Origin of the sequence: Oerskovia rustica (assembly GCF_014836555.1) — a bacterium.
Lineage (GTDB): Bacteria > Actinomycetota > Actinomycetes > Actinomycetales > Cellulomonadaceae > Oerskovia > Oerskovia rustica.
This window is the reverse complement of the sequence record NZ_JACSQQ010000059.1, coordinates 1-12,266: the sequence shown is the minus strand read 5'-3', so window position 1 is coordinate 12,266 and position 12,266 is coordinate 1. Positions and strand designations below refer to the sequence as shown.

General features: G+C 73.8%; 14 protein-coding genes. 6 read left to right on the top strand and 8 right to left on the bottom strand.

Translation table 11 applies throughout. The features are described from left to right. A partial coding sequence (locus tag H9652_RS19105; protein WP_404822064.1) for a FecCD family ABC transporter permease occupies window positions 1-1,223 on the top strand: 1,223 nt, incomplete at its 5' end. Beyond that, entirely contained in the window at window positions 1,220-2,131 is a 912-nt protein-coding gene (locus H9652_RS19100; protein ID WP_191798353.1) for a heme ABC transporter ATP-binding protein, read from the top strand. The genes H9652_RS19105 and H9652_RS19100, both read left to right, overlap by 4 nt. A 74-nt stretch (window positions 2,132-2,205) precedes the next feature. Here H9652_RS19100 and H9652_RS19095 read toward each other — a convergent pair whose 3' ends face one another. The 6 genes from H9652_RS19095 to H9652_RS19070 form a co-directional block, all read right to left on the bottom strand. Further along, window positions 2,206-3,003, bottom strand: a complete 798-nt coding sequence (locus H9652_RS19095) for a MerR family transcriptional regulator (RefSeq protein ID WP_191798351.1) — start codon at window positions 3,001-3,003, stop codon at window positions 2,206-2,208. Window positions 3,004-3,111: 108 nt separating this feature from the next. Continuing rightward, window positions 3,112-3,786 carry an HAD hydrolase-like protein gene (locus tag H9652_RS19090; RefSeq protein ID WP_191798349.1) on the bottom strand — a complete coding sequence of 225 codons (675 nt, stop codon included), beginning with the start codon at window positions 3,784-3,786 and terminating at the stop codon, window positions 3,112-3,114. Between the two features lie 23 nt (window positions 3,787-3,809). Beyond that, complete coding sequence (locus H9652_RS19085; RefSeq protein WP_225228495.1) at window positions 3,810-4,118, bottom strand: hypothetical protein; 309 nt, start codon at window positions 4,116-4,118, stop codon at window positions 3,810-3,812. 131 nt (window positions 4,119-4,249) lie between these two features. Next, on the bottom strand, window positions 4,250-4,858 hold the full coding sequence (locus tag H9652_RS19080) for a dihydrofolate reductase family protein (RefSeq protein WP_191798345.1): 609 nt from the start codon (window positions 4,856-4,858) through the stop codon (window positions 4,250-4,252). A gap of 5 nt (window positions 4,859-4,863) precedes the next feature. Then, on the bottom strand, window positions 4,864-5,823 hold the full coding sequence (locus H9652_RS19075; protein ID WP_225228494.1) for an ABC transporter permease: 960 nt from the start codon (window positions 5,821-5,823) through the stop codon (window positions 4,864-4,866). Beyond that, entirely contained in the window at window positions 5,823-6,869 is a 1,047-nt protein-coding gene (locus H9652_RS19070; RefSeq protein WP_191798343.1) for an ABC transporter ATP-binding protein, read from the bottom strand. The genes H9652_RS19075 and H9652_RS19070 overlap by 1 nt, the downstream gene beginning before the upstream one ends. A 111-nt stretch (window positions 6,870-6,980) precedes the next feature. Between H9652_RS19070 and H9652_RS19065 the strand changes: the two genes are divergently transcribed. Both H9652_RS19065 and H9652_RS19060 read left to right on the top strand, forming a co-directional pair. Further along, window positions 6,981-7,934, top strand: a complete 954-nt coding sequence (locus H9652_RS19065; RefSeq protein WP_225228493.1) for a TetR/AcrR family transcriptional regulator — start codon at window positions 6,981-6,983, stop codon at window positions 7,932-7,934. Between the two features lie 226 nt (window positions 7,935-8,160). Further along, window positions 8,161-8,757 carry an HdeD family acid-resistance protein gene (locus H9652_RS19060; protein ID WP_191798341.1) on the top strand — a complete coding sequence of 199 codons (597 nt, stop codon included), beginning with the start codon at window positions 8,161-8,163 and terminating at the stop codon, window positions 8,755-8,757. 85 nt (window positions 8,758-8,842) lie between these two features. On the opposite strand, the gene H9652_RS19055 is transcribed toward H9652_RS19060, so the two are convergent. Then, on the bottom strand, window positions 8,843-9,763 hold the full coding sequence (locus H9652_RS19055) for a sugar phosphate isomerase/epimerase family protein (protein WP_191798339.1): 921 nt from the start codon (window positions 9,761-9,763) through the stop codon (window positions 8,843-8,845). Between the two features lie 112 nt (window positions 9,764-9,875). On the opposite strand from H9652_RS19055, the gene H9652_RS19050 reads away from it, so the two are divergent. Both H9652_RS19050 and H9652_RS19045 read left to right on the top strand, forming a co-directional pair. Continuing rightward, window positions 9,876-10,034 (top strand): hypothetical protein, encoded by a 159-nt coding sequence (locus H9652_RS19050; protein ID WP_191798337.1) that lies wholly within the window; start codon window positions 9,876-9,878, stop codon window positions 10,032-10,034. Between the two features lie 190 nt (window positions 10,035-10,224). After that, on the top strand, window positions 10,225-10,491 hold the full coding sequence (locus tag H9652_RS19045; protein WP_030150259.1) for an HPr family phosphocarrier protein: 267 nt from the start codon (window positions 10,225-10,227) through the stop codon (window positions 10,489-10,491). 189 nt (window positions 10,492-10,680) lie between these two features. Here H9652_RS19045 and ptsP read toward each other — a convergent pair. Continuing rightward, window positions 10,681-12,266: phosphoenolpyruvate--protein phosphotransferase (gene ptsP, locus H9652_RS19040; RefSeq protein ID WP_191798335.1), on the bottom strand; the 1,586-nt coding region annotated here is incomplete at its 5' end.

Genomic DNA, 12,266 nt, shown 5'->3' with positions numbered 1-12,266 from the left:
CCTCTGGCCCCGCCGGCCCGCCGCCGTCGCGCACCACCGCGGGTTCCCTCACCACCGAGCAGCGCACCCCGCGCGCGACGAGCACCACCGGCGGCGAGCCGGACGGACCGGTGCGCGGCGCCGTCGGGCCGGGTGGTGCTGGTGCTGCCGGCGGTGCGCAGGCCGCGCTCCCCGGCGTAGGGAGGTCGCGGCGACGTGCCGCGACCTGGCTCATGGTCGGCCTGGGCGTCGCGCTGGTCGTGCTCACGGTGCTGTCCGGCATGACCGGGCAGGTGCCCGTGTCCCCGTCAGAGGTCCTCGGCTCGCTCATGCACCACATGGGCCTGAACATCGGCCCCATGCCCTCGCACCCGCAGGGCGAGAACACGCTGTGGGTCGTGCGCTTCCCGCGCGTGGTCCTCGCGATCCTGGTCGGGGCCGCGCTCGCGTGCTCGGGCGCGCTCATGCAGGGCGTGTTCGGCAACCCGCTCGCCGAGCCCGGCGTGATCGGGGTCTCGGCGGGCGCGGCCGTGGGCGCGTGCGCCGTCATCGTCACCGCGGGCTCGCTCGTGTCGGGGACGTGGGTCGCCGCCGCGGCTTTCCTGGGCGGCCTGATCACGACGTTCCTCGTCTACGCGCTCTCCCGCTCGGGAGGCCGGACCGAGGTCGTGACGCTCGTGCTCACGGGCATCGCGGTCAACGCGTTCGCGGGCGGGCTGCTCGCGTTCTTCACGTTCGTCGCCGACCCTGCCGCGCGCGAGCAGATCGTGTTCTGGCAGCTCGGCTCCCTCGGCGGGGCCACGTGGGGGTCGGTCGCGGTCGTCGCACCCATCGCGGTCGTCGGCGTGACCGGCGCGATGCTGCTGCGCCGCCAGATGGACCTCCTGTCCCTCGGGGAGCGCGCCGCGCACCACCTCGGCGTGGAAGTCGAGCGGCTGCGCCAGATCGTCATCGTCCTCGTGGCGCTGCTCGTCTCCGCGGGGGTGGCGTTCACGGGGATCATCGCGTTCGTCGGGCTCGTGGTCCCGCACCTGGTCCGCATGGTCTGCGGGCCGAGCCACCGCTGGCTCATCCCGGCCTCGACGCTCGGCGGCGCCGTGGTGCTGCTCCTCGCGGACCTGGTCTCACGCTCGCTCGTCGACAACGTCGAGCTGCCGCTCGGCATGATCACCTCGCTCGTGGGCGGGCCGTTCTTCTTCTACCTGCTGCGCCGCACGCGCTCGCGGCAAGGAGGCTGGGCATGAGCCGCACACTGGTCGAGCTCGACTCGCGCCACGAGGGCAGCAGCTTCTTGTCGTCGCTGCGGACCGCGGTCACGGGGCGGCGACGGTCGTCGCGGCTGCCCTCTGTCGCGGTGGCCGGCGACGTCGTGACCGAGGCGCGCGACGCGACGCTCTCGCTCGACGGGACGCCCGTGCTGCGCGACGTGTCCGTCCAGGTCCGCGCGGGCGAGGTGCGCGCGCTGCTCGGCCCCAACGGTGCGGGCAAGTCCTCGCTGCTCGGGGCGCTCACGGGCGACCTGCCGCTCGACGACGGGTCGGTGCTGGTGGACGGCGCTCCCCTGCGGTCCTGGACGCCGACCGAGCTCGCGATGCGCCGGGCCGTGCTCATGCAGCAGATCCACCTCAGCTTCCCGTTCACGTCGCTCGACGTGGTCCAGATGGGTCGCGCGCCCTGGCGCGGGACGCCCCTGGAGGAGCTCGACGACGAGGTCGTGGCCGAGTCTCTCGCCGCGACCGACGTGTCGCACCTCGCGGGCCGGCACTTCCCGTCGCTGTCCGGGGGCGAGAGGGCGCGCGTCGCGCTCGCCCGCGTCCTGGCCCAGCGGACCGGGCTGCTCATGCTCGACGAGCCGACCGCCGCGCTCGACCTCAAGCACCAGGAGCTCGTGCTCCAGATCGCGCGCCGCCACGCGGCGGCCGGTGGCGCCGTGGTCGTCGTCGTGCACGACCTGGGCCTCGCGTCGGCCTACGCGGACCAGGTCACCCTGCTGTCCGGCGGGCGCGTCGTGGCCGACGGTTCTCCTCGCGAGGTCCTGACGGCCGGCCTGCTGAGCGAGGTGTACGACTACCCGGTCGAGGTGGTCGAGCACCCCGACGGCGGTGCGCCGATCATCCTGCCGGCGCGTTCCCTGGCGGCGCCGCCGAGGTAGACCCGTGCGCGCGAGGTAGACCTCCCTAGGGTCTACCTCGCGCGCACGGGTCTACCTCGGCCTCCGCCGGCGGCCTACAGGGTCCGGTCCGCGTACACCGCCAGGGCGTCGCGAACCAGGCGCGCGCCCTCGACGCCGCCGTAGTTCGCGGCGAACCGCTCGTCGGTCACGTACATCTCCCCGAGCCCGACGACGTACTCCTTGACCGGCGCCCCACCGTGGCCCGGGGTGCCCGGGATGCTGCTCAGCCACTCGACGTGCCGCTCCGCGAGCGCCTGCGCCTCGTCGCTCTCGGGCGTGACGCCCGCCTGTGCCGCGGCCGTCCAGTCCGCGGCGAGCTGCCGGGTCCGCTCCTGGTAGGCCGCCTTGTCCTGCGCGGACAGCCCGCGCCACCAGGTGTCGCCCGTCCGGTAGGCCTCGGCCCCCCACCGCTCGGTGACCTCTGCCTCGTGCTTCGTGTGGTCGAACCCGTCGAACATGTCGTCCGCCATGAGTCGCCCACCTCCTTCCATGGTCGTGATCGTGCGCTCGACCGACGCGATCTGTCGCGCCAGCCGCTGCTGCTCGGCCCGGAGGGCGTCCAGGTGGGTCCGCAGGGCGTGCGCCTGCACGGCGGGGCTCTCCTCCTCGTCCCGCCCCAGGATCTCGGCGACGGCCGGGAGGCCGACGCCGAGGTCCCGCAGGAGGAGGATCCGCTGGAGCCGGACGAGCGCGGGCCCGTCGTAGTACCGGTAGCCGTTGTGCCCGACCCGGCTGGGCGCGAGCAGCCCGACGTCGTCGTAGTGACGCAGCGTGCGGCTCGTTGTCCCGGCGAGGCGGGCGATCTCCTGGATGGACCAGTCGGTCGCGGGTTCCGGTGTGGGCGTGGTCATGCGTCCTCCTTCCCAGGGTCCTGGACGCCTCGGGTGAGGCAGCACGATCGACCCTAGAAGTTGACGTTACGTCAAGGTCAACCCTCGGTCGCTTCCGGCCCGACGGCGTCACTCCCCTCGCAGCACCCGCGCGAGCTCGTCGGTGGTCGTCACGACCCGGAGGGCGCCCGCCTCCTCGAGCTCGCCCGGCGCCGCGTATCCCCACGAGACGCCGAGGCACCCGATGCCGTGCGCGGCGGCCCCGAGCACGTCGTGCTCCCGGTCGCCGACCATGACGATCTCCTCGCGCGGCGGCGCGTCGGCGGGCGACGTGGCCGCGAGCGCGTGCGCGATCACGTCCGCCTTCGAGCCACGCGTCCCGTCCAGGGTCGCGCCGTAGACGCCCTCGACGAGGGGGTCGATCCCGAAGTGCGCGGTGATGCGGCGCGCGTAGACCTCGGGCTTGGAGGTCGCGACCGCGAGCCGGACGCCTGCGTCGCGCACCGCCGTCAGGCACTCGAGGATGCCGGGGTAGAGCGAGTTCTCCATCATGCGCCCGGCGGCGTAGACGTCGCGGTACGCCGCGACCGCCTCGGGGACCCGGTCCGCCGGGACGCCGTGCAGCGCGAACGTCTCGGCGAGGGGCGGTCCGACGAACAGCCGCAGGGCCTCGTCGGTCGGCGGCGCGATCCCGAGGGTCGCGTAGGCGTGGCGGACCGAGGACAGGATGCCGGGGGCCGAGTCGGTCAGCGTCCCGTCGAGGTCGAGGAGGGCCAGTCGGTAGGGAGGGTTCGCAGAGGTCACGGGATCGATTCTCCCGCGGCCCTCTATCTCGGCGGGTCGACCGGTTCGGCCTGCCCGCCCCGACGCCTCGCGACCACCCACCCGGCGACGAAGCCGAGCACCAGCAGCCCGACCCCCAGCGCGACCATCCCGAGGGTCTGCGCCCACGGCCTCGGCGGCACGAACGTCGTGTCCGCGAGCGGGGCGTAGGCGAACCACCCGAACGAGGTCCACCAGTAGGGCCGCGACGCGAGCCACGCCCCCACGCCCACGAGGAGCACCCCGACCACGAGGCCGAGCACGGCGCCACGGCTGCGGGGACGAGGACGGGGGGCGGGTGCGGGCGGCGTCATGCCGGACATCCTGGCGTGGCCGCCGCGCGGCCGCAACGCCCCGCGCCGCCCCCTGTCCAGGCGCCTCGACCGCGCCGACCTCCGTCTCCCACACGAGCCACTTCTCCGCCACGGCCCGCTCGACGTCGACGTCACTCCCCGACGAGCCCCCGCACCACGCGGTACGACAGGTGCGTGACGAGGTGGTTGCTGCTCACGGGCCCGGGCTCGACGCTCAGGCCGCCGAGACCGTCGAGCAGCCGCTCGCCCGCGCCGAGCAGCACGGGCGCGACGTGCAGCCCGAACTCGTCGACGAGCCCTGCGGCGAGGTACGCCCGCATGGTCGAGGCGCCGCCCGCGATCCCGACGTGCCCGTCCCGCGACGCCGCGAGCGCCTGCGACAGGGCGGACTCGATCCCGTCGGTCACGAAGAAGAACGTCGTCCCGCCCTCCATGACGAGGGGTTCGCGCGGGTGGTGCGTGAGCACGAAGACGGGTGCGTGGTACGGCGGCTCGTCGCCCCACCAGCCCCGCCACGACTCGTCCCACGGGCCGCGACCGGGGGCGAACATGTTGCGCCCCATGACGAACGCGGTGGGTGCCGCGACGGACTCGAGCGCGGCCGTGTTGGCCTCGGGCTCCTCGAACATCCATCGGTGGAGCTGCTCGCCGCCCTCGCCGAGAGGGTTCTCGAGGGACTGGTGCGGTCCCGCGACGAACCCGTCGAGGGACAGCCCGACGTCGAACGTGACCCTACCCATGCGGCTCACACCGACTTCCGCGTACGACGGATGCCGACCCACAGGCCGACGGCGCACGTGACCGCGGCCGCGACGACGCCCCACAGGACCTCGGTGCTCGCGAACGTCCCGCCGAACAGGGCGCGCTCGGCGTCGACCATGTAGGTCAGGGGGTTGAACTTCGCGGCGGTCTGCATCCACGACGGCCCGGCCTCGAGCGGGAGCATCATGCCGGACAGGATGAGGAGCGGGAACAGGAGCGACTGCTGCACACCCCAGAACAGCCACTCGCGGTTCTTCGCGGCGAGCGCGAGCGCGCAGGACAGCGCACCGACGCCGATCCCGAACAGGCCCAGGAGCGCGAGCCCCGCGATCGCGTGCAGCGGGTAGAACGTGAACCCGAACGGGATGCACACGAGCGCGATGAGCAGGCCCTGGACCACGAGCGGCGCGAACTCCTTGAGCGCGCGGCCCACGAGGATCGCGGACCGGTCGAGCGGGGTCGCGAGGACGCGCTCGTACGAGCCGGTCATCATCTCGTAGAGCAGGTTCGAGCCCGTCATGGAGGTCCCGAACAGGGAGATCATGACGATCACGCCGGGCACGAACCACTGGAGCGTCGCGGCCGTGGACCCGCCGGGTCCGCCCATGCCGCCGCCCACGGCGCCGGTCAGGAGCGGCCCGAACAGACCCAGGAAGATCAGCGGCTGGAGCAGCGAGAAGATCAGGGTGAAGGGGTCGCGCAGGACCAGGAGGATCTCGCGCGTGAAGACCGCCCAGGTGTCGCCGAGGAACTTCGCTGCCCCGGAGCGCCCGACGTCGGAGCGCCGGTCGGTCGCCTGCCTCGCCGTGGCCTGTGGTGCGGTCCGGGTGTCGAGCCCGAGGTTCGTCCCGCTGCGCGGCCCGGTCGTCTGCCCGGTCGTCGGCCCGGCCACCTGCCCGACCTCGGGCTCGGCCCCCTGGCCGGGGTTCGTCTGCTCGTCCATCACGCCGCCTCCTCGCGCAGGCTCCGACCGGTCAGGTTGAGGAACACGTCGTCGAGGCTCGCCTGCTTGAGCCCGGCCGACCGGACCGAGAGGCCCGCGACCCGCAGGGACTCGATCGCCTCGGGCAGACGGTCCGCGCCGTGCGTCGTCGACAGGGTCACCGTGACGTCTCCCCCGGCGCCGACGGTCGCCTGCAGCCTCGTGCCATCGGTGCCGTCGGCACTCCCGGCCCCGTCGGCACCTCCCGCGCCGGCGTCGCCCACGACCCGGGCGAGGGCTGCGCGGACGCGCGTGACGTCGTCGGGCACCTTGCCCTGGGAGCCGGACGTGCCGGTGACGACGAGCGTCACGACGTCGTCCGCGTGGTCGCGCTTGAGCGCGGCGGGCGGGGCGTCGGCGACGATCGTGCCGTGGTCGATGACGACGACGCGCTCGGCCATCGAGTCGGCCTCGTCGAGGTAGTGCGTGGTGAGGACGATCGTCATGCCGTACCTCTCTCGCAGGACGCCGATGTGCTCCCACAGGTTCGCGCGGCTGTGCGGGTCGAGGCCCGTGGTGGGTTCGTCGAGGAACAGCAGCGGCGGGTGGTTCATGAGGCCGAGCGCGACGTCGAGGCGGCGACGCTGCCCGCCCGACAGGCTCTGGACCGTGCGCTTGCCGAGGCCGTCGAGCTCGAGCGCCTCGAGGAGGTCCGCGGCCCGGCGCTGGTACTCCGAGGCCGCCATGCCGTAGAAGCGGCCCTGGTTGTGGAGCTCGTCGGCGACCCGGTAGGAGAACCCTCCCCCGTTGCCCTGGCCGATGTACCCGATGCGCGACCGGACCTCGGCGGGCTGGGTGCGGATGTCGAAGCCTGCGACCTCGGCCCTCCCCGACGTGGGTTCGAGGAGGCTCGTGAGCATGCGCAGGGTCGTCGACTTGCCGGCGCCGTTGGGACCGAGGAACGCGACGAGCTCGCCCTCGTGGACGTCGACGTCGATGCCCTTGACCGCCTCGACCACCTCCTTCTTGCGATGGAAGGTCTTGGTCAGCCCTTCGGTGTGGATCATGGCTCACGCCTCTCGCGTACGGTGTACTGGAATAGGTTTTCACGCTAGCATACGGTGTACGGGAATTGAAGGGTCTCCCGGCACAGCGCGGAGGTGGGAGGATCGGGCACCATGGCCAGCAACACCGTCGCCCCGGTCCCCTCCGACGGGGTGGACTCCGCCCGGACCCCGGACTCATCGGCGGACGCGCCGCTCGACGCCTCGCTCGCCGGCTCCGGGGGCGACGCGCCGGAGGGCGACGCGTCTGAGGGCGACGCGTCTGAGGGCCACGCGTCTGAGGGCAACTCGTCCGCGGACGACACCGCCCCTGACCCGACCGACCAGGTCCCCCGCCCCGCCGACGTGACCCGGCGCCTCGCGCTCCTGTGGGACCCGCCCGCCCCGCCGACCCGCGGTCGCAAGGCGCGCCTGACGCTCGACGAGGTCGTGACCGCCGGGATCGCCGTCGCGCAGGAGGTCGGCCTCGACGCGCTCTCGATGCGCCGCGTCGCCGCCCGCCTGGACATGGGCGCGATGTCCCTCTACACGTACGTCCCCGGGCGCACCGAGCTCGTCGACCTCATGATCGACCGGGCGTTCGCCGAGCTCGACCTCCCCGCGGCCGACGCCCCCTGGCGCGACGGGCTGTCGCGATACGCGCGCGAGGTCTGGCACCTGTACCAGCGCCACTCCTGGATCCTGCAGACCAACATGTGGCGCCTGCCCCTGGCGCCGCACGTGCTCGACGCCCAGGAGGCCGGGCTGCGGACGCTCGTCGACACCGGGCTGTCCGCGGAGCGGGTCGTCGAGATCCTGGGTCTGGTCGACGCGTTCGTGCGCGGGCTCGCGCGGGCAGCCGTCGCCGAGTCCGTCGAGAACGACGCGAGCGGCATGAGCAGCGACGAGTACTGGACGTCGATGAGCAGCTTCTGGGCCGACTGGTTCGACGTCGAGCGCTACCCCGTCATGACGCGCATCTGGGAGGCGGGCGGGTTCCACGCGCCGAGCGACCCGTTCGACGCGTCGCTCGACCGGCTGCTCGACGGCGTCGAGATGACGATCGACCGGGCGAACGAACGCCCCTGACCCTCCCCACCCCTCTCCTCCCCCTGCCCCTCCCCGAGGTGCCGAGAACGAGGTTGAGGTCGTCCCGGCGCCCGTAGCGACCTCCACCCCGTTCTCGACCGCGGGGAACTGTCGACGGGAGAACCCGCCGCGCGCCCGCCGCCTCCGCGCGCTACGTTCCGAGGACGAGGCCTGCGACGCCCCACGGACCCGCCGCGGGGCCGGCCGCGCGAGGACGGTGGATCCCATGACCGAGCAGGACGAGTCCCTCACCGGACGCACCACCAAGATCGCCCGCCGCCTGTGGGGCCTGGCCTACCTGCGCGGGGCCCTGTTCCTCGTGATCGGCGTCGTGCTCTTCGTCGCGCCGGACCGCGGCATCCAGTGGCTCACGTGGCTCGTCGCGGCGATGGCCGTCCTCCAGGGGATCCTGTTCCTGGTCGAGGCCGGGCGGCAGCGCAAGGACGGCGAGGGCGCGGTGTGGCGCTGGGTCGTGGGAGGACTGAGCATCGTCATCGGTCTCGTCCTCGCGTTCTGGCCGTCGGCGAGCGTGACCCTCGTGCTGCGGCTCGTCGGCGTCTGGGCGCTGGTCGCGGGGGTGATCGGCCTGGTCGGGGCGCTGCGCGCCCGCCGCACGCGCGAGCCGGGCTGGGACTGGGAGCTCGCGACGGCCGCGCTGTGGGTCGTGTTCGGCGTCCTGGTGCTCGTGAGCCCCGTGACCGGACTGCAGACCATCACGGTGCTGCTGGGCCTGTACCTCGTGGTCACCGGGGTCGTGATCCTGGTCGCCGCGTTCGCGCAGAGCACGGCCGCGAAGGACGCAAGGGCGGCGCTGGCGGGCTAGCAGGCCAGCGTTCCGGGGTCGAGAACGGGGTTGAGGTCGGCATCGGCGACGGGACGACCTCAACCCCGTTCTCGGCACCGAGGTCCTACCAGGCGTCCAGGTGCCGGTGCTCGTGGCCGGGCGGCGGCTGGTACTCGGCGTGCGGCTCGGGCTGGAGGTAGGTGCGCGCGAACGCGAGCGACGCCGCGAGGTCCTCGTAGCGTTCGGCGGCCGTGCGGGCGCGCCGCGTCGCGATCTCGACGACGACGTCCCCCTCCCAGCCGCGGCGCACGAGCTCGCCGAGCACCTTGTCGCACGGCTGGGTGCCGCGCCCGGGGACCATGTGCTCGTCCTTCATCGAGTCGGTGCCGTCGGCGAGATGGACGTGAGCCAGCCGGTCACCGAACACGTCGAGCAGGTCGAGGCTGTTCTGGCGTGCGACGGCGGCGTGCGAGAGGTCGAGCGTCACGGCGTCGTAGGGGTGGTCGGTCGGGTCCCAGCCGGGCAGGTAGGCCTGGACCTCGCGCTTGCGCCCGCGCCACGGGTACATGTTCTCGACCGCGACCGTGACGCCCGTGGCGGCGTTGAGCTCTCGCACGTGGTCCGCGAAGCCGCGCGCGTACAGGCCCTGCCAGCGGAACGGCGGGTGCACGACGACGGTCTGCGCCCCGAGCTCCAGGGCGAGGTCGACGGTCTGCTCGAGCTTGGGTCCGGGCAGACGCCCCCAGACCCGCTGGCTCACGAGGAGCGTCGGGGCGTGGACGCTGCGGATGGGGATGCCGACGTCGGCCGAGAGCTTGGCGAGCGCCTTCGCGTCCTGCGTGGTCGTGTCCGACCAGACCATGACCTCCATGCCGTCGTAGCCCAGGTGGGCTGCGGCCTCGAAGGCGAACGGCGCCTTGCGCGGGTAGACGCTGGCGCTGGACAGCGTGACCTTGATCCGGGGCTCCTCGCCCCTGCCTGCTTCACCCCCTCGGGCCACGCCCTGGACGGGCGGCTGGGCGTCGGGCGTCGTCGCTTCACGCATGTCCGACACCCTAGACCCAGCGGGTGAGCGGTGTTCACAGGGGCGTCCAGAGCACCCCTCGAACTCTGGCAGGATGCTGCTCGACCGAACCGCCCGGAGCACTGGAGTGCGCATGGATCGTCCCGACGCCGCCTCGCCCTCGACCGTCGGCACGACGCGTCCGGGCTTCGGCCCGGGCGACGACGCCGTCCTGTCGACCGAGACGGACGACGCCCGCGCGCTCGCGGCCCTGGAGTCGCTCGTGGCGTACCTGGAGCAGGACTCGGCCTGAGGGCGGTCGGGTCCCCGGTCCCGTCGGCGCGCTCCTCCTGCCCGACGGCGCCGCTCCCGTCCGCGTCCGGAGCCTCGCCTCGTGCACGGGTCGCCGGGGGCGCGCCACGGCCCCGCCCACCCCGGGCCGCCGTCCGCACCCACCTCCGCTACAGTGGACTGGTCTATACCACTTCCAGGAGGAGCACGTCATGGAACGAACCGTCACCGTCGCCATCGCCGAGGGACTCCACGCACGCCCTGCGGCGCTGTTCGTGGCCGAGGCGGGCAAGCAGCCCGTCGCCGTGACCCTCACCAAGGAAGGCGCCGAGACCGTGGACGCCGCGAGCATCCTCGGCGTCATGACGCTCGGCGCGGCGGCAGGCGACCAGGTCGTGCTCGCGACCGAGACCGACGGCGCGGAGGCCGAGGCGGCCCTCGACGCGCTGGCCGAGTTCCTCGGGCGCGAGACGGTCTGACCCTCTCGTCCCGGCACCGTCACCGAGTGTGACGTTCGGGCGGTCCGGTGACGGATCCCGCGACCCGGACGTCACGCTCGACGGCGACGCAGGGCCAACGCACGACAGCACGCAGCCCGTGCCCCCTCCTGCGAGGGGGCACGGGCTGCGTGCTGCGGGGTGGACGGTGAGGCAGCACCGCCCTGACGGCTAGAGTCCCAGCTCCTCCAGCACGGGCAGCTGTGCACGGACCGCGTCACGGGCTGCCGACGCGGTCGGCGAGGCCACCGCGATCCTCGCGAGCGCCGCGCACTGCTCGGAGGTCGTCGCAGCGAGGACGGCTGCGACGTCGCCGAGCGCGCGAGGCGTCATCGACAACGACGTGACCCCGAGGCCCACGAGGACCGGCGCCAGGGCCGGGTCGGCCGCGGCCTCCCCGCAGACCCCGACCGGGCGGCCGTGCTCGGCCCCGCCCGCGCACGCGGCGCCGACGAGCGAGAGCACCGCAGGCTGCCACGGCGTCGAGAGCGCGGCGAGGTCCGCCGTCTCCCGGTCCGCGGCCATCGTGTACTGGGTCAGGTCGTTCGTGCCGATGCTCGCGAAGTCGACCTGCTCCAGGACCCAGCGCGACTGGATCGCCGCGGCGGGGACCTCGATCATGACGCCCGCGGTCGCCAGGCCTCGCTCCCGGCAGGCTGCCGCGAACTCCTGGGCCTCGTCCGGGGTCGCGACCATGGGGGCCATGACCCACACGTCGGCCTCCTCGGCGGCCGCGGCCTGGGCGATCGCGTCGAGCTGACGTGTCAGGACCTCGGGGTGGCGCACGGCGGTGCGCAGCCCGCGGACGCCGAGCGCCGGGTTGGGCTCGTCCTCGGCCGTGACGAAGGGCAGGGGCTTGTCGGCGCCCGCGTCGAGCGTGCGGACGACGACCTTGCGGCCCCCGAACGCGCTCAGCACGGCACGGTACGCCGCGACCTGCTCGTCGATCCCGGGCTCCTCGGTGCGTCCCAGGAAGCAGAACTCGGTCCGGAACAGACCGACCCCTTCCGCCCCTGCGGCCACCGCGGCCTCGGCCCCGGCCGGGTCCGCGACGTTGGCGAGGAGCTGGACCCGCACGCCGTCGGCCGTCCTGCCCTGGCCGTCGAACGCACGCGGACCGCGCGGGCGGTCGAGCACCCGGGCGACGTCCTGGGGCGACGGGTCGCGCTCGACCGTGCCCTGCGAGCCGTCGACCAGGACGGTCTCGCCGTCCGCGAGATCGGTGGCCCGGGGCGCCGCGACGACCGCCGGGATCCCGAGCGACCGGGCCAGGATCGCGGTGTGCGACGTCGGGCCTCCCCCGCTCGTGACGATCGCGAGGACCCGCGCGGGGTCGAGCGTCGCGGTGTCGGCCGGCGCGAGGTCGGTCGCGACGAGCACGAACGGGTGGTCGAGATCCGGTACTCCCGGCGCCCGACGGCCCGTGAGGGCCGCGACGATGCGCTCGCGCACGTCGCGGACGTCGTGCGCACGCTCGGCCATCATGCCGCCGAGCGACTCGAGGCGTGCCGCGAGGTCGCCGGCCGCCTCCCACACGGCCCGCTCGGGGACGGTCCGCTCGTCGCGGACCTTGCGGGCCGACTCCTTGGAGAGCGTGGTGTCGGCGGCCATGGCGGCCGTGACCGTGAGGACCTCGACGGCGGTGCCGGTCGCCCTCGCGGCGCGTGCCGCGAGGTCCTCCTGGACGCTGCGGACCGCGTCGTCGATCGCGGCGACCGCCGCCTCGACGTCCGCGTCCGGCCCGAGCGTCGCCGCGG